Genomic DNA, 23,273 nt, shown 5'->3' on the forward strand with positions numbered 1-23,273 from the left:
GCGCGCGCCGTCTGCGCGATTGCGTGTCGCGCTGCCGTGGCAGCCCGCCCCGGCGGCATCATGCCTGTTCCGTGTCCGCACCGCCCGGTGCCAACCCCAGAGGTGCCCATGCCGGACTCCCTGTTTCCCGTCGGCCGTCGCGTCGCGCTGAACCGGCTCATCTACATGGGCATTCTGGTGGCGTCGGTGCTGCCGCTGGTGCTGATACTGGGGGTCATGAACCTGCACCTCGGGGTGTCGTTCCGCGAGATGGTCTTCGGCCAGTCGCGCGAAATCGCCGACCGGCACAGCCAGAAGATCGACGATTTCCTGCACGAACGCCTTGCCAGCGTGCAGATGCTGGTAGAGGCGCAGGGCGCGGGCCTGCTGGACCCGGCCAACCTGAACCGCAAGCTGGCAGCCATGCGCAGCGCCTATGGCGGCGTGTACGTGGACTTGGGCATGGTGGACGATGCGGGCATCCAGCGGGTGTACGCCGGTCCCCACCGCCTGGAAGGCACCGACTATTCGCACGAGAACTGGTTCTTGCAGGCTGGCGCGCGCGACGTGTTCATCAGCGACGTGTTCATGGGGGTGCGCAAGTCGCCCCACTTCATCGTGGCCGTGAAGCTGATGGTGGACGGCAGGGCGTGGATCCTGCGTTCCACCATCGATTTCGCCAGCTTCGTCTCGCTGGTGGAGGACGTCCGCGTGGGGGCCACGGGCCAGGCCTGCATCATCAACCGGGCTGGCGCGTTCCAGACCTCCGGGGGGCGTCATTCGGCGGGCGACGGCGCGCAACTGGCGGAATTCGCCCGCCGGGTGTTCGGCGGCGGCATTGCGGGCATGGAACAGGACCGCGCCTTCGAGGAAGGCGACATGGTCTACGCCATGTCACGCCTGAAGGGCGGCGACTGGATACTGGTGTTCCAGCAATCCACGCGCGAGGCGTTGCAGGGCCTGCACGCGGCCCAGCGCACCCTGTTTCTGGTGCTGGGGCTGGCCTCCATCGCGGTGCTGGTGCTGGGCATGTTCCTGGCCCAGCGCATCATCGAGCGCATCGACGGGCTGGAGCGTGAAATGGCCGCCCTCAATGCCCAGGTGGTGGAGGCGGGCAAACTGTCGGCCCTGGGCGAGATGGCGGCGGGCATCGCCCACGAGATCAACAACCCCGTGGCCATCATGATGGAAGAGGCGGGCTGGATAGAGGACGTGCTGGGCGAACTGCAAGAGCAGGACGCCGTGCGCGAGATAGGCGACAGCGCCCGCCAGATCCGCACCCAGGGTGTGCGCTGCCGCGACATCACCCACAAGCTGCTCAGCTTCGCGCGCCGCTCCGACCGCGAGGTGCACGCCGTGGACATCAATGCCATGGTCACCGAGATGGTGGAGCTTTCCGGCCAGAAGGCCCGCACCGTCAGCGTGCACGTGGTGGTGGCCATGGCAGAGGGGCTGCCGCCGGTGGCCGCCTCGCCCTCCGAGTTGCAGCAGGTGTTCCTGAACCTGTTCAACAACGCCTTCGACGCCATGGAAGGTTCCGGCGGCACCCTGAAGGTGGCCACCTTGATGAGCGACAACGGCATGGTGGCCGTGAACGTGGCCGACACCGGCCCCGGCATGCCGGAGGCCATCCTGCAGCGCATCTACGACCCGTTCTTCACCACCAAGCCGGTGGGCAAGGGCACGGGCCTTGGCCTGTCCATCTGCTACGGCATCATCAACAAGATGGGCGGCGAGATAAAGGTGAGCAGCATCGTGGGGGTGGGCACCACCTTTCAGGTGTTGCTGCCGCCGTTCGACCCTGCCGTGCACGCGGCGCAGGCCGCCCAGGGAACCGGATTGCTGGCGGGCGGGGGACGCCTGACCTCGGCCTGCCCGGCCCCGAACCCGTCAGGCGGAAAGCCTGAACTCCCCGGCACGACACCCCCCGATGGGGGCAGCAAGGATACATGATGAGCGAGACCCACTCCAACACCTCTCCGCCGGGTTCGCCGTCCGATGCGGAAACCGGCTCCGGGCCCGGCAGCGCCGCAGCCCCCATCCGGCTGCTGCTGGTGGACGACGAAGCGGGCTTCATCCGGGTGATGCAGAAGCGCCTGTCCCGGCGCGGCTACGTGGTGGACACCGCGGGCAGCGGCGCCGAGGCCCTGCGCACCCTGCGCGGGGCGGCCTATGATGCGGCGGTGTTCGACCTGAAGATGGACGACATGGACGGCTTCGAACTGCTGCGCGTGGTGCGGCGCATGGCCCCGGAAATGGCCGTGATCATGCTGACCGGCCACGGCGGCGCCGAAGAAGCGCGCGAGGGCATGCGCCTTGGCGCGGCGGGATACCTGCTGAAGCCGTGCGAGATGGAGGAACTGGTCTGCGCCATAGAGCGGGCGCTGGGGCGCGGCGCGCCGGGATAGCCCCCGCGCGACGGAGTCGCCGGGCATGCCCGGCATCCGCCCGCCGTAGCCATCAAGAGTTCGTTTCATCCGTATCCAAGGTGCCGCCGGGGCCGCCGTCCACGACGGTTTGTACTGACGAACCTGCCGCCAGTGCCGCCACCGCCTCAACGGGCGCAAGGCCCGCGAAGCCGCAGGCCCCTTGCCCTGCCCCCGCCTTCGTGGTAGCCGCAGGGGTCATGTTCGATACCGACCTTGCCGTCAACATCAAGCGACTGGCCGTCGCCTTCGTGCCCATGCTGCTCGGCATGGTCTGTCACGAGGTGGCGCACGGCTGGGCCGCCTGGAAGCGCGGCGACCCCACGGCCAAGATGCTGGGGCGGCTGACCCTGAATCCGCTGCCGCATCTGGACGTGATGGGCTCGCTGCTGTTCGTGTTCACCGCCCTCACCAGTCCGTTCATCCTCGGCTGGGCCAAGCCCGTGCCGGTCAACACCCGGTATTTCCGGTCGCCCCGGCGCGACATGGCGCTGGTCTCGTTTGCCGGTCCGCTGGCCAACATCGTGGTGGCCGTGGGCTTTGCCGTGGCCTATCGCCTGCTTACCCTCGCCATGCCCATCTCGCAGTGGGAGGGCAACGGCGTGTACGATTTCTTCCTGAACATGTGCGCCGTGGGCGTGTGGGTGAACTTCACCCTGGCCTGGTTCAACCTGACCCCCATCCCGCCGCTGGACGGCAGCAACATCCTGGCCGGGGTTCTGCCGCGCAAGCTGGCGTGGCATTACTACCGCCTGGAACGCTACGGGCTGATCCTGGTGGTCATCCTGCTGGCCACGGGCATGCTGTTCAAGGTGGTCTGGCCGCTGGTGCAGATGTCCGTCGATCTTGTCTCGGCCATCGTGGGCATCCGCTAGCCCCACCTCGGCCCGCCAGTCCTGGCCCGCGCCGGTGCGGTATGCAACGCCCGGCGCGCCTGTTTTGCGCAATTCCGCATGGCGCCCGGCCTCGCCGCCGCGCACCACGCTTCGACATCCCATTCCCTTCCGGAGGATCGACAGATCATGACCACCCCCGACAAGCGCACCGTTTCCGGCATGCGGCCCACCGGGCCGCTGCACCTTGGCCACTACTTCGGCGTGCTGAAGAACTGGGTCGAGATGCAGCATGAAATGGAAGCGTTCTTCTTCGTGGCCGACTGGCATGCCCTGACCAGCGACTACGCCGATCCTTCGCGCATCCGCGAGTTCGTGCCCGAACTGGTCACCGACTGGGTTGCCGCAGGCCTCGATCCGGAAAAGTGCGTGATGTTCCAGCAGTCGCACATCAAGGAACACGCGGAACTGCACCTCATCCTGTCCATGATCACCCCGGTGAGCTGGCTGGAACGCAACCCCACCTACAAGGAACAGAAGCAGGAAGTGGTCAACAAGGACCTCGGCAACTACGGGTTCCTCGGCTACCCGGTGCTGATGGCCTCCGACATCCTGATCTACCACCCCAAGTGGGTGCCCGTGGGCCAGGATCAGCTGCCCCACCTGGAGCTGACCCGCGAAATCGCCCGCCGCTTCAACTTCCTGTACGGCGACTATTTCCCCGAGCCGGAAGCGCGCCTGACCCCGGCGGCCAAGTGTCCCGGCCTTGATGGCCGCAAGATGTCCAAAAGCTACGGCAACGCCATCTACCTGCGCGACACCATGGAGGAAATCGCCCCCAAGGTGCGCGGCATGTTCACCGATACCAACCGCCTGCGCAAGAGCGACCCCGGCAACCCCGACGTGTGCAACCTGTTCCCCTACCACGAGCTGATGGCCAGCCCGGACCAGCAGGCCGAAATCCGTCAGGGCTGCACCTCTGCCTCGCTGGGCTGCGTGGACTGCAAGAAGATATTCCTCGAAAACCTGGGCGCCTTCCTGGGGCCGCTGCACGAGCGCCGCGCCGCCCTGCTGGCCAACCCCAAGGGCATTCAGGACATCCTGGATGCCGGGGATACCCGCGCCCGCGCCGAGGCGTCGAGGATCATGGACGGCGTTCGCGACCGCCTCAACTTCTAGCCTACCCTCAGGCGACGCACGCCGCTGCAAGGCGGGGCGCGTCGCTCGGTGCCGCCTTGCGCGGGCAAACGCCTTCCTTGACGTAGCGCTGCTACGCCTGCGTCGGCGTTTACCCGTGCGCCTTGCCCCGAACGCCGCGTCCGCCTTTCGCATGGCGCGCGCCGTCCTCGGGCAGGCTGTGGAAAGGTAGCGACAGGTAAATTGCTCTGCCCCACGGCAAGAGACATTGGTATCGCTCGGGTGCCCACCCAATGACCGCGCCGGACATCCGACGCACTGCCAAGCGAGGCGAAGATGACCGGCGAGACGAACAAGTGTAGCGGATGCGGCCCGACTGGTGCGGAAGTGGCTCAGGGCGACGAGACCCAGGCTTTTCTGGAAAGCCTGCCGGAGTTGCAGGCGGGGCAGACCTTCAGGTTTGCCTGCCATCCCGGCGTGCGCTGCTTCAACGCCTGCTGTTCCGACCTGAACATGCCGCTCACGCCGTACGACGTGTTGCGGCTGCGCCGCAATCTGGGCATGGGCAGCGAGGAGTTCATCAACACCCATGCCCGCGTGGGCCAGTATCCGGACACCGGCTTTCCCGCCCTGTTCCTGCGCATGAGCGACCACCCGCTGAAGTTGTGCCCGTTCGTCAGCGATGCCGGGTGCACCGTGTACCCCGACCGTTCCGGCGCCTGCCGCACCTATCCGCTGGGGCGCGCCACCAAGGAAGACGAGGCGGGCAGCGTGGTGGAGCAGTTCTTCGTGGTGCGCGAGGAACACTGTAGGGGCTTCGACGAGTCCGGCGAATGGTCCAGCGGCACCTGGCTGGCCGATCAGGGGCTGGAGCCATACAATGCCTCCAACGACCGCTACATGCGCCTCATGGCGCGCTGCAAGCGGCAGGGCGCGGCCATCAGCCCCAAGCAGGCCACCATGGTGTTGCTGGCCTGCTACCAGTTGGACCGTTTCGTCGATTTCATCCGGGGCGTGAAGCTGTTCGACCGGTTGGAGATGGACGCGGACCGCCAGCAGCAGGTGCTGGACGACGAGGAAGCCCGCCTCGATTTCGCCTACGACTGGGCGGAACTGGTGCTGTTCGGCGATTGCGCGGCGCTGCGCATGAAGGCGTAGCGGGAGTGTCGCGCACCCCTTGCGGGTGCGTGGGTTGAAACCGCAGGTCTTCTTTGGCCTTGGAAACGGTGATTCGTCGCACCCTTCGCGGGTGCGTGGGTTGAAACAAAATCCACGAAAAGCATATACCGGACTGCGTCGTACCTTTTCGTTGGTGCGTGGGTTGAAACATCCGTCACGTGAAGCATCAAGCCGATTACCCCGGTCGCACCCCTCGCGTGTGCGCGGGTTGAAACCTCGGGGGCATGTTGTCGCGATACCAGCCTCGCGTCACACCCCTCGCGGGTGCGTGGGTTGAAACAGCCAACGCCGAAGCGTTGGCCCCTTCCGTCCGGTCGCTCTCCCTCAGGTGGAGCTCCACGCGGCTCCGCATTCGAGCATTGGGGCGGCCCGTGTTCGCCCGTTTCCGCCGCGTCATCGTCTCGCCTCCAATGTTCAACCAATGTCCAATGCGCGCCCGGCGCATCTCCAGTGCTTTCCGGGCGGTCTTCGGAGCCATGCATGCACACATCCCAGCCTGACCTGAGCCATCCCGCCGTCGTGGACCGCGCCGCGCTGCCCGGCCTGCTGGCGCCTCGCCGCGTCGCCGGACAGCGGGTGGTGTTCACCAACGGCTGCTACGACATCCTGCACCCCGGCCACGTGGACCTGCTGGCCCGCGCCCGGGCCGAGGGCGACCTGCTGGTGCTGGGCCTGAACTCCGATGCCTCCGTGCGCCGCCAGGGCAAGGGTGCCGACCGCCCGGTGAATCCCTTTGCGGTGCGGGCCTACGTGCTGGCCCACCTGGCCAGCGTGGACTACGTGGTGGAGTTCGACGAGGACACGCCCCACGCGCTCATAGCGGAAGTCCAGCCCGACGTGCTGGTGAAGGGTGGCGACTGGCCCGTGGACCGCATCGTGGGCCGCGACATCGTACAGGCCCGAGGCGGGCGGGTGCTCAGCCTGCCCCTGCTGCCCGGCTTTTCCACCACCGGCCTCGTCCGGCGCATTCGGGCCGGTGTGTCGGCGGGTGAGCTCGAATAGTTCGCAGCATATTTTTGGGGCGTGTACGGAAGGATGCTTGCGCGTCAAGGATTGTGCTGTACGCAAAACATCCCGGTATTCCATGGGAATGCCGGGATGTTTTGTTTTTGCGCAAAGGCTTCGCGCAGACATTATCGCGCGACGTGCATTTTGCGTGATTAAATTGCGCCTGCCGTGCTCAATGGTACCGGCCACTCAGGAAATTATCCGCAAAGCGCTGCACCGCCGCTTCGTCCACCATCAGCATGTCCATCTGCCGGGTGACGATGAGCAGCCGCCCCAGTTGCACAAGCCGCTCGGCGATCTGCGGCGCCGCGAATTTCTGGAAGCGTGCGGTGACCATGTCGCCGCGCACTTCCACATGAAACCCCAGCGCCTCCAGGATGATGCCTATGCAACGCACCCTGCGGTTCTTGCGCGTCTCGTCCGCCGCGCCGCCCTTGAACTGGAAGGTGATGTAGTTCTTGTTCATGGTCTGGCCGCAGTAGGCATCGAGAACGCCGTAATGATAGCCCACGCGTGAACTGAAATTCAGGTACTTGTCGGACACCAGCGCATAGCTGCGGTCTCCGAAGCGCTGGCCGTGCATGGTGGGCGGCTCGATCATGTGGCGACTCATGACGGACAGAAAGCCGCTCATGTCCACCGGGCGCGGTTCGCGGTGATGCACGGCCGGGTCCAGCATGCCTTCAAGCAGGGCCTTGAACGGTGCGGAAACCGCCTGCTCCGGGTGTACATAGGGGCCGTCCACCTCGGCCAGCCCCCCGCCAAGGTCGATGACGTGCAGGTCCAGCGGCACCGGAGCCTTCATTTCCACGGCCACGGCCCCGGCATCGGAGACGGTGTCCGACAGCCGGAACATGTGGGCATAGGACAGTTCGTGCACGAAGCGCATCACGTCGTGGATGGTGCGGCACGCGTCGGGGGTGAAATTGTCCGCCTTGGGGTCGTGCAGGTTGAGGGGGGAGACCAGCGCTGCCACCTGCTTGAGCAGGTTGTGGATGGGCGTGTCGCGCAGGCACACGGCGCGTTCCTCGCGCAGGGGCAGCAGTTCTTCCACCCGGCCTTGATAGACGCGGCAGGAGAAGGCATCCACGGTCACCTGCGTGCCCACGGGCAGCGTGCCCATGGCCCCCGGCGCGTTGACGATGGTGGGCACGCCGAATTCACGCGCCAGCGACGCCATGTGTCCGGTGATGCTGCCCGCCTCGGCCACGATGGCCTGGGCGCGCTGCATGACCAGCACGTAGGACGGCGAGGAGTGCGTGGCCACCAGTATGCCCCCTTCGGGGAACAGGGCCAGTTCCTCCGCGTTGGCGGGCTGCACCACCGGCCCGCAGCCCACGCCGGGGCAGGCGGGCTCGCCGCCGTGCAGCAGCACCGGGTAGCCTTCGATGAGCGGGGTGGTGCGCGCTTCACCGCGCGGGGTGGTGGTCAGCGGGCGGGCCTGGAGCAGCAACAGCCTGCCAGCCGGGTCCAGCGCCCATTCCACGTCCTGCGGCACGCCGTAGTGCGCTTCCACCCGCATGCCGATGCGGGCCAGCTCCACGGCCTGGGCGTCGGTCAGGCAGGGGGTGTCGCGCTGGGATTCGGGCACGTCTTCTTCGCGCAGGCGGCCATCTTCTCCGGGGATAAGGCGGTGCGCCTTGCAGACCACGTTGCGCGAAAGGGGGTGGGGTGCATCCTCGCGGCTGAACAGCCAGGTGTCCGGCTCCATCTCTCCGTCCACCACGGCGGCGCCCAGCCCCCATGCGGCGTTGATGACCATGGAATCGGACAGCAGATCCACCGGGTGGCGGGTGAACAGCACCCCGGCGGCCACGGAATCGACCATTTCCATGCAGGCCACGGCCATGGCGCTGGCGTCCAGGGTGATGCCCTGATGCAGGCGGTACACGATGGCCTGGGGCATGAACAGGCTGGCCACCACCCGCTTCCACGCATCCACCACGCCGTCGCGGCTCACGTTGAGCACCGACAGATACTGCCCGGCGAAGGAAACGTGGCTGTCCTCGCTGAGCGCGCTGGAGCGCACGGCCAGACGCAGCGTGGCGCCTCTTTCCCCGGCGTCGGCGTCGGGCCCGAATGCCTCGTCGCAGGCGGCGCGCAGGGCATCCACCACGTCCGGCGGCACGGTGGCGGCGGCGAACAGGGCCTGGATGTCGTCGGCCACGTCCAGCACGCTTTCCGGGTCTTGTGGGTCCACATCGCGCAAGCTTTTGCGTATGTTGCCCATCAGCCCGTCATGCTCCATGAAGGCGTAGTAGGCGCGGGTGGTTATGGCAAAGCCGCGCGGCACCGGCACCCCCACGCGCGAGGTCAGTTCGCCGAGGTTGGCGCACTTGCCTCCCACCCAGTCCACCATGTCGCCGTTGATGGCGGCAAAGGGCAGGGCGTAGGCCTCCACCGTGGCCTGGGGGCGGCTTTCCATCAGCTCGGTGATTTCGGCGTTGATGCGTTCCACCACCCCGGGCAGGGACGGGTACGCATCGCCCGAGATGGCATTGAGGGCGGTGGCCATGCGCATGGCGTGGAACACCGACCGCGTGGCCTGCGAACGCAGCCAGGTGGCCCCGAACAGGGTGCACCCCGCGATCTTCTCGTCCATGTCCGCGAGAATGCGCGCGAGCTCGGCGTTGGAGTCCAGCAGGTCCTTGAAGTGGGCGTAGCGGGCGCGGAACACCCGCATGACCCGCTCGCGCGATTCGGCATCCACGGAGCGCCTGTGGCCGAACAGCCAGCGCAGACGTTCCAGCAGTGATACGGGCGGCGGCGCGGCCAGCATGGGTTACCTCCGTGGCGGTACCGGCACGCCGCCTTCCGTCAGCACGTACCGGGTGGCGGGCCCCTTGCCCACCTTGCGGATGAAGCCCTTGCGCACCATGTCCTGCAGGTCGTACTGCGCGGTGCGCACGGGTATCTCGTTGCCCACTATGTCCTGATACTGGGTGCGGGTGATGCCGCCGTTGCGGCTGATGAATTCCCAGGCGGCGCGCTGGCGCGGGTTCAGCGCGGAGAGCGGCGGCGTGCCCGCGCCATCCTGCCCGTTGTGTGGCTGGCGACCGTTGCCGGAGTTGCCGCCCGCGCGATCATGCCTTGCCCGTGCGCCGTGCATGGCCCCGGCGTCAGACCAGTCCGGCCCGCCGTTGCCGGTGCCGCTGGCCACGATGCGGCCACTGACCGGGTCGTACATGGTGGCGCCCGCCTGTGCGCCGGGCATGCCTTGCGGCGTCTGGGATCCGTACGGGACGCCATACGCGGTGCCGTCGCCGGGGTAGGGTGCGGCGGGTTGTTGCGCCTGCGGGTAGGGGGGCTGGCCCGCGTGCGCCGGGGCCGGACTTGGCGGCAGCAGCGCCCCGTGCGACAGGGTGGGGTCCAGTTCCGCGCCAAAGCGCAGGTCTTCGGCGTACAGGGTGTCCCCTTCGGCAAAGGCCACGGCGCGGGTGATGCAGTTCTTCACTTCGCGCACGTTGCCCGGCCAGCCGTAGGCCAGCAGCTTTTCCAGCGCCCCGCGCGAAAGGCCCATGGCCGGGCGCTTCAGGGTTTGCGCGGCCTGCTTCAGGAAGTAGTCGGCCAGGGCGGGGATGTCCTCTCGCCGATCGCGCAAGGGGGGCGTGTTGATGGTGATCACCGCCAGCCGGTAGTACAGGTCTTCCCGGAAGGTGCCCTGACGGGCGCATTCCTTCAGGTCCACGTTGGTGGCGGCGATGATGCGCGCATCGAAGGGCACTTCGTCGTCGCTGCCCAGGGGGCGGATGCGCCGCACCGACAGGGCGCGCAGCAGGGCCTGCTGCACCTTGGGCGAGGCGTTGCCGATTTCGTCGAGGTGCAGCGTGCCGCCGTCGGCGGCCACGAAGGCCCCCTTGCGCTCGCCCCGCGCCTCGGAAAAGGCCCCCTTCACGTGGCCGAACAGCGCATCCAGCAGCAGGTTCTCGTCCAGGGCGCCGCAGTTGATGGAGATGAACGGTCCGCCCACCCTGTCGCTGGTCATGTGGATGGCCTCGGCGGTCAGTTCCTTGCCTGTACCCGTTTCGCCGATGATAAGCACGTCGGCCTCGACGCCGGCGGCCTTGCGGATCATGCCGCGCAGGCCGCGCACCGATTCGCTGGTGCCCACGATGCCGGGCATGGTGTCCTGCGGCGAAAGCTGGCTTTGCGGCTGCTGTTGCGCGATTTCCGTGTCCAGGCATACCCGCTGCCGTCGCCGGGTGGACTGGATGTGTTCTTCGCGCAGGCGCAATTCTTCATTGCGCGCCTGCAGGGCGGCCAGCATTTCGTTGGTGGTCTGGAGCAGGGCCTCCGCTTCCGGGTGCACCCGTTCCAGATGGATGGGAGTGAGGTCGCCCGATTCCAGCTTGCCGCTGGCTTCCTCGGCGATGCGGTGCAGCGGTCCGGCGATGCCGCGTCCCAGCATGGCCAGAATGAAGGCGGCCACAGCGCTGGCGCACAACCCGAACACGAACAGCGCGCCATACAGCTTGTAGGACGCGGCCATGGCCAGGAAGCTGGTGTCGGTGTACGCGATGCCGCCCACCACCACGGTGCTGGCGCCGGGGCCTTCGCTGAAGGTGACCGGCGCGTAGCTGATGTAGAAGGCCCGGTTCATGGGCGAGGGGTCTTCCAGCATGGTGCCCAGGCGGCTCTGGCCGGAATTGCCGGACTGCACTTCTGTGACCATGCCCCAGTATCGCTCCTGCTCCGGATTGGGACGGAAGGCCGCCTCGAAGCCGGGGCGTCCGAAGTCGCCGCGCATGCCCGAACGCACCGTATCGGTGGACAGGTCCAGGTTGGGATGTTCCGGCGATTCAGACTGGAACAGGATCCATCCGTGGGAGTCGAAGAAGAAGCTGCGGTGCTTTTCCGTTTCTTCCGGAAAGATGTACAGCGGCGACCGGCGCGATGCGTAGACCGACAGCACGTTGCGCAGGGCCAGCATGTCCACCGACAGGGTGAGCAGGCCGGTCTGGTTGCCCGCGGCGTCCAGTACGGGCGTGGTAAGCCGCAGCACGTGCATGGACAGCCCCTGCACGGTGCCCGCCGTGGGCACGGAGGGGTAGACCACCTCGGTGGGGGCGGAAATACGCACGAAGCCCGGCTTGGGCTCCTGCGTGTTCTGGCGGGTCAGCGGGCCGAAACGGGTGGCCAGGGCCTGCTCCAGCGGCACCATCCATACGTCGCGGCCGGTGTTCAGCAGCAGCAGGCGGTTGTCCGGCGTGGAGCCCTGATAGGCGATTTCGCGGTACAGGGTGCCCATGGTCTCGGCGCGAGTGCGCAGATGGTGGGCCAGCGAGGCGGAGGAAATGTCGGTGCGGGCAAGGTAGAGCAGCTCGCGCCGGGCCTGCTGGAGCACCTGTTCCATTTCGTGGGCCTGGGACAGGGTGGCCAGCAGCGAACTGCGCCCCAGCGCGTCGTGCAGGAAGTTCTGGGAAATGCGGTGGGAGATCATTCCGCTGATGATCAGCAGCAGCATGAACGCGGGCAGCGCCGCGAAGAGCAGCCGTTTGGCGATGCTCCATTCCGAGAAATTGCCTTCCAGTCGGAACAGCGTGCCGAACAGCGGCGGCCTGTAGTAACGCATGCCTTCTCCCTGCCAGGGGTGTGGGGCGGAGGCCGCCCGTAGCGGAACCGGGGCGCCGGGGGCCGGGACGGGCGACACCGGGGAGGTTCGTCGTTTCACGCCTCCGGGGCTGGTGTGCTCCCGGTGGCGCAAGGGCCATTGCGGACCGCCGTGCCAGCGCATGCCCGCTGCATTCGCATGAAGCGCACACCTTTGCTTATGCGCATTTCCCCCGTCTTTCGCAACACGCGGCACGGGGCGAAATGCCGACAGCAGCAGAGTGAACTTTGTCGTGTGGCGGTTGAGAAATTATGTACAAGGCTTTGCGCGATCGTGCAAGCGCAACTTGCGCGAAAAGAAATTAATGTATGTTTTGTCGTGTGTTAAAATGTTTGGCATGCGGATTGCTAGCTCTGGGTCGCGCGGCGTCAACCGCGCAATGCACAGGACCAAAACCGCGCTCCAAGGGGGGGTGCGGGTGGACACAAAGGCGGGCTCCGACGCCGGACGGGATCGCAACAAGCGAGGACGGGCCGGAGGCGGAAGCCGAAAAGGGCGGCAGGGCTGCCCGCAACCTGGAGGATGCACATGAGAAGGATCAAGACGCTGTTCATGTCGTTGCTGACGTTCGTGCTGGCCATTCCCGGCCTGGCGCTGGCCGCTGGCGGCGGTGGCGCACCCGTGGTCATCGTGGCCGACACCCGCAAGCTGGACGGCGTGATGGCCTGGTGGGCCAACCTGTACAACGAGAGCCATGTCCAGTTCACCACGCTTACCATCATCCTGATCCCGTTGGTGGGCGTGCTCTTCGGCGTGCTTGCCGACATCGTGATGAACTGGATCGGCATCGACCTGAAGTCCCGCGAACTGGCCGAGCACTAGGCCGCGCCCGCACCAAAGGAGAACAACGATGGAATGGCTCTATATTCTCATGCCCATCGCGGGCGTTAAGATCTTCTGGCCCGGCCTGATCATTCTCGGCGTGGGCGTCGGCATCATCGGCGGCTTCTTCGGCATGGGCGGCGCCTGGATGGTTACCCCCGGCCTGAACATCCTCGGCTTCCCCATGGCCTTCGCCATCGGGACTGACATCGCCCACATGGCGGGCAAGTCGCTCATCTCCACCATGCGCCACGGCAAGTTCGGCAACGTGGACTACAAGCTGGGGATGATCATGCTGGTGGGCACCGTCGTGGGCTTCGAAGTGGGCGCCCAGATGGTCATGTGGCTGGAACGGATAGGCAACGTCGAAAAGGTGGTGCGCTGGATCTACATCGCGCTGCTTGCCGCCATTGCCTGGATGGTCTTCCACGACGTGGCCAAGCGCCGCGAAAAGGAACGCCAGGCCGCCGCGCGTGGTGAAACGCTGGAAGCGGGCGCCACGGGCGTCGAGTGGCACAAGGCCCTGCACAAGATCAAGATTCCCCCCATGGTGCACCTGAAGGAAGCGGGTGTGTACTGCTCCGCGTGGCTGCCCATCGTCGTCAGCTTCGCCACCGGCTGGCTGGCCGGCATCCTGGGCATCGGCGGCGGTCTCATCCGCATGCCCGCCCTCATCTACCTCATCGGCTGCCCGACCCACGTGGCCGTCGGCACCGACCTGTTCGAAGTCATGATCTCCGGCCTGTACGGCGCCGCCACCTACACCTACAAGGGCCGCACCGAACTCGTTGCCGCCATGATCATGCTGGTGGGCGCTTCGGTCGGCGCGCAGGTTGGCGCCGTGGCCACCAAGTACATCAAGGGTTACGGCATCCGTATCGCCTTCGGCCTCGCCGTGGTCGGCTGCGCCCTTTCGATCCTGATGAAGCTCGTGCAGCCCTGGTTGCCCCAGTTCAAGAGCGTGCTCGACGCTGGCGCCACCGTACTGGTGCTGGGCCTGGTGTCCTGCATGTCGCTGTACATCTTCGTCCGCATGATTCAGGGCGTGAAGATGGAACTGGCCCGCAAGAAGGCCGCCTAGCCGTACCGCACGCGAGAGAAGGAGAAAACATATGAGACGCTTTCTGCTGATGCTGCTCGTGGTGGCGCTGCCCCTCGGCCTGGTGGGCTGCGGTGAATACGGCAAGGTGGACCAGGGCCGGGTGATCGCATACGACAAGAACGCGAAAACCGTCACCCTGATCCAGGACAAGGCCATGGAGCCGCTGAACCCGGACTACTCCATCCTGCCCCCGCACACCTACAAGCTGCCCGTGGATCCCGCCGAAATGGGACCGGAGCCCAAGGCCGGTCAGCGCATGAAGCTGGATACCAAGACCAACATCATCCGCATCTTCAACACCAAGACCCAGGCGTTCGAAGACATCACGTTCAAGATGGTGGACCTGCAGGAGAACATCGACCGCAACCATCCGCTGGTGTACGACAAGGCCACGGAAGCCGCGAAGAAGTTCCCCATGGTTGACCGCGACAAGAAGACCGTGACCATCTATTCCGGTCGCCAGAAGATGCTGTGCACCATCTCGATGCCCGACGAATACTTCGCCCTGCCCGATTCCACCTGGGACGCCGGTGACGAAGTGCGCGTGTACTACAAGGCCGAGGGCGTGTCCCTGCGCTTCATGAACATCACCAAGACCGACATCTTCAAGAAGTAGCCACAGGGCGGCGGGGCTGGCGACAGCCCCGCCCCTTCCCCCCCTTCCGCCCCGCCATCACCGCGCAAGGCCATGCATGGATGACGCGATGGCGGGCCGGAACGGGCGGAAGAAGCCCGGCGGACATCAAGACAAGGAGCAACACCGTGGAAGACCAGATGGATTACGCAACCACCGTGGCCCACAAGCTGCTGGTGCTGACCATGAACCTGCTGGCCATCGCGGCGGTGTGCGCGGGCATGTACCGTGCCTCGTTCGTGCCGGACGAATTCACCCCGGTGTTCTTCAAGACGTTCTTCGCGGTGCTGGTTCCCTCGCTGGTGCTGGGCTGGTGCGCCAAGCGCTGGCTGCGCACCCGGGGCCTGGCGTGACCAGATCGGTGCATCTGGCGCGCCTGCATCGGCGTTCCGGCAAGGTGGCGCTGCTGCTGCTGCTGGTCTGCGCGCTCAGCCTGGTGGACGGGCTGGTGGGCAGGATGCAGCAGGGCTTCAACCGCACCGACGCGCTGCCCGGCGGCGAATACCCGGTCAGCGGACCCCTGCCTCCCCAGACCGAAACCCTGGAGGACATGGTCATCGAGGGCGGCACGGACGACAGGCAGGTGCGCCTTGTGCCCTATGAAATCTATTCCGGCTACTGGCTGGGCGGAAAGATGTGGCGCGGCGCCATCAAGGTGGGGGCCAGCCCCGCCTCGGGCGAATACGTCATCCGCGTGCACGACAAGTACGGCGAAAAGCAGAACCCCACGCTGATCTTTGCGGTGGTGGTGTGGCCCGACGAGGCCACCATGAAGGCCAATGCGCCTGAACGGCTTACCCGCTGGTTCGGCATCGATCCCTTTGGCCTGTCCGCGCTGGTGCTGCCCTTCGCCCTGCTGGCGGGGCTGGGCAACTTCATGCTGGGCCGGGCCTGGGGCCGGGCCCTGCTGGCAGAGCGCAGCGCGGAAATCTACAAGCTGCTGCCCGCGCCCGATGGCGGCGGCAAGGACGTCACCTTCGGCCTTGGCGTGCAGCACGGGGCCAGTCCCGGCATGCGCTGCCGCATCCACCGACCCGACGGCACCCCGGTGGGCGAGGCGCGGGTTGTGGAATGCACCGCGCGCGACTGTGTGGCCCGCGTGCCCCATGATCTGAACGTGCAGCCGGGCGACGTGGTGACCTTGCCGGACATGGCGCCCCAGACAGAGGCAACGCACGGCGCATAGGGGCCGGGCAGTGGACGTGCCGGGTTGGCAGGGGTGGCGGACTGGCGGAATTTTCGGGCCGAGGCCCAGGAGGGAACATGGATTGCCCGGAATTGCTGAAAAACTGCCGCATCCTGCTGGTGGACGACGAGGATGGTTTTCGTGACGCGCTGTTGCGCCGCATGCGCAAGCGCGGCATGACCATGGACGGCGTGGCCAGCGGCCGGGCCGCGCTGGAGTGGTTGGCCGGGCAGGCCGTGGACGTGGTGATCCTGGACATCCAGCTGGGCGACATGGATGGCCGCGACGTGCTGCGCGAAATCCGCAAGTCCGGCGGCGAAGACCCGGCAGTGATAATCCTGAGCGGGCACGCCTACACGGACATCGCCCTGGACGCCATGCGTGCCGGGGCCAGCGACTACCTGCTCAAACCCTGCCCGGTGGAGGAACTGCTGGAGCGCATCGAGACCGCGTACGAGCAGGTGCTGGAGCGCCGCGCGGCGCAGTAACGCCAGCGCGGTTGCGCCCACTGGTGCGGTGGTGAATTTTGCCGGGCAGCCCCGGCACGGCGTGACCCGCCGTCAATGTTCCACGACAGCATACGCCCATCCCCCTCGTAGTCCGGGGCGGAACCTTCGCAGCAGACGGTTCCGCCCCGGATTCACGTTTTGCGGGCGGAAACGGCATGCGTGAAGGGCCCCTGCCTGCGGACACGGGCCGAAGGCGCCAGACGGGGCAGGGCGGTGTTCAGGACGGGCGCGGCGGGGAATGGACGCGGAAGGGAGGCGCGGGCGGTGACGGATGCCGGGTTGGACCGCGCCGGTGCATGACGAGGCGGATGGCCGTCAGTCGCGCAGCAGCACCCAGGTCAGTTCGTGCTTGTTGTGGGCCAGGTGCAGCAGACGCGATCCCGGCACCGCCGCGAAGGCGCGCGCCGTGGCGTGGTCCGTCTCGGCCTGGAACTTCAGGGTGCACACGAAGTTGCGGCACTGGCCCAGTTCCAGCCAGCGCCCCACGGTGGCCAGCAGCCTGTCCGGGTAGCAGATCACGTCGGAGAACAGCCAGTCCACGGCCCCGGCGTGGCGCGGGTCCAGGCCAAAGGCGCTGCCGGTGCAGAAGTTCACGTTGGGGTGCGCGGCGATGTGCGGGGCGATGTCCGCCTTGTCCACGCTGAACACCCTGGCGCCCAGTTCCGCCAGCACCCAGGTCCACCCGCCGGGGCAACTGCCCAGGTCCAGGCACAGTTCGCCGGGGCCGGGCCGCCTGCCGATGAGCGTGAACAGTTCCCACAGCTTCAGGTAGGCGCGGGTGGGCGGCACGGTGCGGTTTTCCTCGAAGCGGGGTTCGCCGTCGGGGAAGGGGCTGGTGCAGCGGGCGGATGCCAGCACCAGGTCCGGCTCCCACAGGGTCCAGGAACCCAGCGGCGCCGTGGGCGGGGCATCACCGAACACCACGGGCCGTGCGGCCACGCGGGGCAACTGCTCCTGTATCAGCGCGGCCCGGCGGTGGTGGGCGGTGGCGTGCAGATGCCAGTTGCGCTGGATGGCCTTCAGCTTGCGGGCCGCATCGCCGATGGAGGCCACGGGGATGGCCACGGGCTCCAGCCAGACGTTCTGGGCCCATGCCGCCGGACGGGGAGGGCCCTCGGCCACCACCAGCCGCCCGCGCACGTCCAGCACGCGCGCGCCGTGCAGGTCCTCCAGTTCATGGACGAGGTCGTCGGTGAACCCGGCGGCGGCGATGTAGATGGTGCGGTCATCCATGGGGCTGGCGGTCATGTCCGTATCCGTGTGCGGTGGGGGCGGTAAGGGTGTGCGGCGGCGTGGGCGTGGCTGTAGCGCGGCGCGGCCCATATGGCAAGGCCGGGCCGGACAGGCGCAAGCAAAAGCAGGCAGGCGCAGGCATGGCAGGCTGCTGCCAGCGTTTCGGGCACTGGGCCATCCACCGTGCCGCCCGGCTCTCCGCCATGCGCCCCGCCCGCTTGCACCCGGCCCCGCAATGCCTGTACAGGGCAGTAACGTCGCGCCCTTGCACTTGTCATCAGGCACCGCCACCGGAACCGCCATGCGCCCACCCCACCGCCACCCCGACGAAGCGTCCGCACCGCGCCGCGCCGTCCCTGCCCGCGCTGCCGGTCGCGGTTCTGGCCGCGTGGCCGGTGGCGCAACCGGGCGGGCAACTGGCTGGCGCATGGCCGCGCTGTGTCCGCTGCTGGTGCTGCTGGTCCCCTTTCTGGCGGGGGTGGGGCTGACGGCGGCCCAGTCGCTGGGGTGGCTGCTGCCGATCCAGTACCTGCCGGAACAGGGCGGGCAGGGGCTGTACGCGCCGGACGTCCTGACGGGTTGGCGGCAGTTGGCGCAGCCGCACATGGCGGGCTCGCTGCTGCTGGGGGTGCGCGTGGCCGGGGTGTCGGCCCTGCTTTCCGTGGCCGGGGGGGCGCTGCTGGCCTACGGGGTGTGGCGGCTGCCCGCCCGCATGCAACTGTCGGCTCTGGTGTTCCGGGTGCCGCTGGTGCTGCCGCACATCGTGGTGGCCTTTCTGGCCATCGTTTTCTGGAGCCGCTCCGGGCTGGTGTCCGCCGCGCTGCATCAGGCCGGGATCATCAGCGACCAGGCACAGTTTCCGGCCCTGCTCTGGGGCGGCGACGGCATGGGCATGGTGCTGGCCTACACCTACAAGGAACTGCCCTTCGTCATGCTGCTGGCCGTGGCCTCGCTGCGGCGGCTGGACCCCCGCCTGATCGAGACGGCCCGCATGCTGGGCGCCGGGCGGTGGGCCGTGTTGCGTGACGTGGTGGTGCCGCACCTTGCCCCGGTGCTGCACGCCTCGTTCCTCATCCTGTTCCTGTATGCCTTCGGCGCGGTGGAAATTCCCCTGCTGCTGGGCGAATCCACCCCGGCCATGCCCGGGGTGGCGGCGTACGACCTGTATTTCCTGCGTTCTCTGGAGGACCGCCCCGTGGCCGCCGCCCTGCTGACCCTGATGCTGCTGTGTTGTGCGGGGTTCGTGGCTGCCTACGTGCGTCTGGTGGCCGGGCTGCGCGGACGGGAGCGCCAGCTGTGAGCCCGCGCAACGGAACGGGCCGGGACGGCGGAACGCCGGTGGGCCGGGCGGATGCGCGCCCGGGGTCGCGTCCTGTACCGGGTGCTGCACAGCGTCCCGATCGGCACGGGGAATTGCGCCCGGGGTCGCGCTCGGATTCGCGTCCGGCGTCGCACCCGGGATCACGCCTGTTCCTGACGCTGCTGTGGCTGCTGTTCGGCCTGCCGCTGCCGGTGCTGGCCCTGTGGGCCGCCGCGCCCGGCTGGGCCTGGCCCGACCTGTGGCCTGCCGTCCTTGGCGGGCGCACGGCGGCCTTCGTGCTGGCCCACCGGCAGTCCATCGCCGGGGCGCTGGCCTCGTCCACCGTGTATTCGCTGGCCGTGGTGGCGGTAACCCTGTGCGCCTGCCTGGCCCCGGCGCGGCTGCTGGCCTTCGGGCGGTTCCGGGGGCGGGCGATGCTGGAGGGGCTGCTGCTGGCTCCGGCCCTGCTGCCCGCCATGGGCTTTGCCCTCGGGCTGTACGGCACCCTGGTGCGCCTTGGCCTGGCGGACACCCCGGCGGGCGTGGTGCTGGTGCTGTCGGTGGTGTCGTACCCGTACATGCTGCGGGCGCTGGCCTCCGGCTTCGAGACCGTGGGGCCGGACTATGGCCGTTGCGCCGCCAACCTGGGTGCCGGTCCGCTGCTGCGTCTGCTGGCCGTGGAACTGCCGCTGCTGCTGCCCGCCGCCGTGGCGGGCGGGTCGGTGGTGTTTCTGGTGGCCTTCTCCGACTATTTTCTGGTGCAGCTTGTGGGCGGCGGGGTGGTTGCCTCGTTCACCGGGTATCTGTTCCCGGTGTTGCAATCGCCCGACAGGGGGCTTGCGGCCATGTTGTCGCTGGTATTCCTGGTGGTGCCCGTGACGCTGTTCGTGCTGGTGGAAGGGCTGGTGCTGGCCGTGTACCGGCGGCGCGGCATGTAGGAGAAGGACGGCAAAAGGGAAAGTGATGCCTTGCCGACGCCATTGCGCGTGCAATCCGCATCATGGCGTGGTAAGCTGCATCATGGGCCTGTACCCGTTGCCCGGCATGGGGGCATTTCCTCATTCCCGGGGCGTGGGGTGGGATGGGGGAGACATCGCGGCGCGGGAGAGACCACGGCATGGACGACGGCACGAATCAGGGCACAGGGGGACGCATGGACTTCATCAGGATCGGTGAGCGGACACGGAACCGCTGGCAGCTGTCGCTGGACACCCTGGCGCGGCTGCTGGGCATTGGTGTTGCCGCCATCATGCGTCGGCACCCGGGGGGGCTTTCGGTGCTGCTGTCCAGCAACACGGCGGGCAACCCGCTGGTGCCGGGCATGCGCATCGCCACCATGGCAGGCGGCACCTATTGCGACGCGGTCATAGAGGCTGGCAAGCCGGTCCACGTGCAAAACGCCCTGGACGACCCGCTCTGGCGCGACAGCCCCATGGTGCGGGCGGGTTTTGTCGCCTATCTGGGCTACCCCCTGCTGCTGCCCGACGGGCAGCTGTTCGGCACGCTGTGCCTTCTGGAAACGCGCCAGTGGCTGATTTCCGGGATGCATCGGGGCATCGTGGACGATTTTCACGGCCAGGTGGAGGAAACCCTGGCCCTGGCCTACGAGAACGCCCTGTTCGGCGCGCAGCAGGATACCCTGCCTTCTGCCGCGCTGACCGTGGACATCCGCGGCATGGTGGCGCGGGTCAACCGCCGTTTTCCGAAGGTATGGGGCATTGATGTGGACGCCTCCAGCCTGGTGGGCCGCCCGCTGGCCGAGGTGCGCACCCTGCTGGTGGACCGCCTGCATGATCCCGCCGCCATTGCCGGGGTGCTGCCCGCCGACGAGGTGGGGCTGGCCGCCGAACCCTTCACGCTGGCCGCACAGGCCGTGCCTTCCGCATCGGTTCCTTCGGCCCGGATGCCGGACGGTACCGGCGGCTATCCTGTGCTGCTGGCCGATGGCCGCGTGCTGCGGCGCACCTACCGGACCCTGCGCGGCGAGTACGGGCGGACCTGGGGCAGCGTGTGGCTGTTCGAGGACGTCACCGCAGAGGTGCGCGCCCAGGAGGCCCTGACACGCAGCGAGGAACGGCTGAAGCTGGCCCTGGACGCCGCCAGCGAGGCCCACTGGGACTGGAACTTCGAGACCGGCGAACTGTATTGCAGCCCCCGCTACTACGAGATGCTGGGGTACGTGCCCGGTGAATTCGAATGTACCCACGATGCCCTGCGCGACCTGATGCACCCCGACGACCTGTGCGAGGTCACCACTGCCCTGTGCATGCCGGACCCGGCGGTGTCGCACGCGGTGGAAGCCTGCGGCGTGGGGCAGTTCGAGGTGCAGTTCCGCCTGCGCGCCAAGGGGGGCGACTGGAAGTGGATGCTGGCGCGGGGCCGCGTGCTGGCCCGGCGCGAGGACGGTTCGCCCGCGCGGGTGGTGGGCACGCACATGGACATCACCGCCGCCGTCAGCCAGCGGCTGGCCCTGGGCCGCAGCGAGGAACTGTTCCGGGGCATCTTCAGCACCGCCTCGGTGGGCATAGTGCTGCTGGACCGCTTCGGCCTGCTGGTGCGGGTCAACGATGCCTGCGCGCGCATGCTGGGCTACGCCACCGACGAGATGCGCGGCCAGCATTTCAGCCGGTTCATGCACGACGACGAGACCACCCTGGCCGCCACCACCCTGACCAGCCTGCTGGACCGCACCCAGTCCACCAGCCGCCTGCAACACCGCCTGCGCGGCAAGGACGGCGGCTACCTGTGGACCGACATCAGCGCCTCGCCGCTGGAAGGACCCAACGGCGAGGTGGAAGCGGCCCTGGCCATCATCGTGGACATCAACGAGCAGCGCACCGCCCAGCAGGCCCAGGAAGACAGCGAGCGGCGCTACCGCGCCCTGTTCGAGAACGCCCAGGTGGGCATTTTCCGCACGCGCATCTCCGACGGCAGATTCCTGGAGGCCAACAGCCGGATCATCGAAATGTACGGTTGGCCGGACCGCGCGGAATTCATGGAAAAGATGCGCTCCACCGAATGGTACGTGGACCCCGAGGCGCGTGGCCGCATGGTGGGCACGCTGCTGCGCCGGGGTGAATTCCGCAACATCGAGGTGGAAATGCGCCGCCGTGACGGCAGCACGGTGTGGTTCGAGTATTCCGGCAAGCTGGACGGCGACACCATCATCGGGGTGGCCCAGGACGTTACCCAGCGCCGGGCGGCGGAAGCGGCGCGCCAACGGTCCGAGGCCCACTACCGGCTGCTGTTCGAGGCCGCCGCCGACGGCATCTTCCTGCACGACCCCGAGGGAAAATTCCTGGACGTGAACGAGGTGGCCTGCCGCCGCCTGGGCTACACCCGGCGCGAACTGCTGGCCATGACCCCGCGCGAGCTGGACGCGGAGGAGTTCGCCGAACAGGTGGGCGAGCGCATCCGGCGGCTGCGCGAGGAAGGGTCGCTGACCTTCGAATCGGCCCACCGCACCCGCAACGGCACGGTGCTGCCCGTGGAAATCCACGCCAAGCTGCTCGATTTCGACGGCAAGCCCGTGGTGCTCAGCATCGCGCGGGACATCACCGACCGCAAGCGGCTGGAACAGGCCCTGATGCGCGAGGCCACCACCGACCCGCTGACGGGCATCCGCAACAGGCGGCAGTTCTTCGTGGACGCGGAGCGCGAGCTGGGCCGGGCCGTGCGTTACGGACGCCCGCTGGCCGTGCTGATGCTGGACCTGGACCGCTTCAAGCGCGTCAACGACCGCTTCGGCCACCACGCGGGCGATGCCGTGCTGATGGGCTGCGTGCAGGCTTGCCAGCAGGCCCTGCGCGATACCGACATATTGGGGCGGCTGGGCGGCGAGGAATTCGCGGCGGTGCTGCTGGAAACGGACCTGGACGATGCGCTGGCCGCCGCCGAGCGGCTGCGCCGGGCCGTGGAGGAAATGGAGGTGCCGTTCAGCGGGCAGCGGCTGCGCTGCACGGTGAGCATCGGCCTGGCCCTGCGTGGGCCGGGGGACGGCGCGCTGGACGACATCCTGCGCCGGGCGGATTCGGCGCTGTACGCCGCCAAGGAGGCGGGCCGCAACCGGGTGATGCTGGCACGCGCCCTCACCAGCGGGGCGGAGGACCAGAACCGCCGCTGGAGCAGCGGCGGGGTGCTGCGCGGCAAGAGCTGATCGGGGCAGTCATCCCGGTGCCCCCCCCCAGCGCATTGACGCCGGGGCCGTCGGGGCGGTCGAGCCGTCCGGGCTATCGGGGCCATCAGGGCAGTCGAGGCCGTCGGCGTAGTCAGGGCGGTCGGGCCGTCAGGCCGGTCGGGCCGTCAGGGCCATTG

General features: G+C 67.8%; 18 protein-coding genes. 15 read left to right on the forward strand and 3 right to left on the reverse strand.

Annotated features, from left to right (window positions below):
- Positions 1-108: 108 nt before the first annotated feature.
- The 6 genes from K6142_RS00360 to rfaE2 all read left to right on the forward strand — a co-directional run bounded on the left by K6142_RS00360 (position 109) and on the right by rfaE2 (position 6,556).
- On the forward strand, positions 109-1,932 hold the full coding sequence (locus K6142_RS00360; RefSeq protein WP_190243951.1) for a PAS domain-containing sensor histidine kinase: 1,824 nt from the start codon (positions 109-111) through the stop codon (positions 1,930-1,932).
- Positions 1,932-2,387: a response regulator gene (locus tag K6142_RS00365; RefSeq protein ID WP_190243952.1), complete on the forward strand. Its 456-nt coding sequence runs from the start codon at positions 1,932-1,934 to the stop codon at positions 2,385-2,387. The genes K6142_RS00360 and K6142_RS00365 overlap by 1 nt, the downstream gene beginning before the upstream one ends.
- Before the next feature lie 218 nt (positions 2,388-2,605).
- Positions 2,606-3,280 carry a site-2 protease family protein gene (locus K6142_RS00370; RefSeq protein WP_015945969.1) on the forward strand — a complete coding sequence of 225 codons (675 nt, stop codon included), beginning with the start codon at positions 2,606-2,608 and terminating at the stop codon, positions 3,278-3,280.
- A 147-nt stretch (positions 3,281-3,427) separates the two neighbouring features.
- Positions 3,428-4,417, forward strand: coding sequence for a tryptophan--tRNA ligase (gene trpS, locus K6142_RS00375; RefSeq protein ID WP_190243953.1), 990 nt, complete (start codon positions 3,428-3,430; stop codon positions 4,415-4,417).
- Positions 4,418-4,711: 294 nt separating this feature from the next.
- Positions 4,712-5,533, forward strand: a complete 822-nt coding sequence (locus tag K6142_RS00380) for a YkgJ family cysteine cluster protein (protein ID WP_190243954.1) — start codon at positions 4,712-4,714, stop codon at positions 5,531-5,533.
- A gap of 501 nt (positions 5,534-6,034) precedes the next feature.
- The gene (gene rfaE2 / locus K6142_RS00385) at positions 6,035-6,556 is read left to right on the forward strand and encodes a D-glycero-beta-D-manno-heptose 1-phosphate adenylyltransferase (RefSeq protein ID WP_190243955.1); all 522 of its coding nucleotides are present in this window, start codon (positions 6,035-6,037) and stop codon (positions 6,554-6,556) included.
- A gap of 178 nt (positions 6,557-6,734) precedes the next feature.
- Here the strand turns inward: rfaE2 and K6142_RS00390 are convergent, their stop codons facing one another.
- Positions 6,735-9,341 (reverse strand): PEP/pyruvate-binding domain-containing protein, encoded by a 2,607-nt coding sequence (locus tag K6142_RS00390; protein ID WP_190243956.1) that lies wholly within the window; start codon positions 9,339-9,341, stop codon positions 6,735-6,737.
- A gap of 3 nt (positions 9,342-9,344) precedes the next feature.
- Positions 9,345-12,134, reverse strand: coding sequence for a sigma 54-interacting transcriptional regulator (locus K6142_RS00395; RefSeq protein ID WP_190243957.1), 2,790 nt, complete (start codon positions 12,132-12,134; stop codon positions 9,345-9,347).
- Positions 12,135-12,701: 567 nt separating this feature from the next.
- On the opposite strand from K6142_RS00395, the gene K6142_RS00400 reads away from it, so the two are divergent.
- From K6142_RS00400 to K6142_RS00425, 6 genes are all read left to right on the forward strand, one after another.
- Complete coding sequence (locus tag K6142_RS00400; RefSeq protein WP_015945975.1) at positions 12,702-12,995, forward strand: DVU0150 family protein; 294 nt, start codon at positions 12,702-12,704, stop codon at positions 12,993-12,995.
- Positions 12,996-13,023: 28 nt separating this feature from the next.
- Positions 13,024-14,076 (forward strand): sulfite exporter TauE/SafE family protein, encoded by a 1,053-nt coding sequence (locus K6142_RS00405; RefSeq protein ID WP_190243958.1) that lies wholly within the window; start codon positions 13,024-13,026, stop codon positions 14,074-14,076.
- Between the two features lie 31 nt (positions 14,077-14,107).
- Entirely contained in the window at positions 14,108-14,713 is a 606-nt protein-coding gene (locus K6142_RS00410; protein WP_190243959.1) for a DUF4881 domain-containing protein, read from the forward strand.
- Positions 14,714-14,859: 146 nt separating this feature from the next.
- Positions 14,860-15,084, forward strand: coding sequence for a hypothetical protein (locus tag K6142_RS00415; protein ID WP_223290246.1), 225 nt, complete (start codon positions 14,860-14,862; stop codon positions 15,082-15,084).
- Complete coding sequence (locus tag K6142_RS00420) at positions 15,081-15,917, forward strand: hypothetical protein (RefSeq protein ID WP_190243960.1); 837 nt, start codon at positions 15,081-15,083, stop codon at positions 15,915-15,917. The genes K6142_RS00415 and K6142_RS00420 overlap by 4 nt, the downstream gene beginning before the upstream one ends.
- A gap of 77 nt (positions 15,918-15,994) precedes the next feature.
- Positions 15,995-16,405 carry a response regulator gene (locus tag K6142_RS00425; protein ID WP_190243961.1) on the forward strand — a complete coding sequence of 137 codons (411 nt, stop codon included), beginning with the start codon at positions 15,995-15,997 and terminating at the stop codon, positions 16,403-16,405.
- Positions 16,406-16,741: 336 nt separating this feature from the next.
- Here K6142_RS00425 and K6142_RS00430 read toward each other — a convergent pair whose 3' ends face one another.
- Entirely contained in the window at positions 16,742-17,674 is a 933-nt protein-coding gene (locus K6142_RS00430) for an SAM-dependent methyltransferase (RefSeq protein WP_190243962.1), read from the reverse strand.
- Positions 17,675-17,960: 286 nt separating this feature from the next.
- Here K6142_RS00430 and K6142_RS00435 point away from each other — a divergent pair, with 286 nt between their 5' ends.
- The 3 genes from K6142_RS00435 to K6142_RS00445 all read left to right on the forward strand — a co-directional run bounded on the left by K6142_RS00435 (position 17,961) and on the right by K6142_RS00445 (position 23,115).
- Complete coding sequence (locus K6142_RS00435) at positions 17,961-18,959, forward strand: ABC transporter permease (RefSeq protein WP_223380704.1); 999 nt, start codon at positions 17,961-17,963, stop codon at positions 18,957-18,959.
- 113 nt (positions 18,960-19,072) lie between these two features.
- Positions 19,073-19,897 (forward strand): ABC transporter permease, encoded by an 825-nt coding sequence (locus K6142_RS00440; protein ID WP_190246004.1) that lies wholly within the window; start codon positions 19,073-19,075, stop codon positions 19,895-19,897.
- Positions 19,898-20,112: 215 nt separating this feature from the next.
- Entirely contained in the window at positions 20,113-23,115 is a 3,003-nt protein-coding gene (locus K6142_RS00445; RefSeq protein ID WP_190246005.1) for a PAS domain S-box protein, read from the forward strand.
- Positions 23,116-23,273 lie beyond the last annotated feature (158 nt).

Origin of the sequence: Nitratidesulfovibrio sp. SRB-5 (assembly GCF_019931275.1) — a bacterium.
GTDB lineage: Bacteria > Desulfobacterota > Desulfovibrionia > Desulfovibrionales > Desulfovibrionaceae > Cupidesulfovibrio.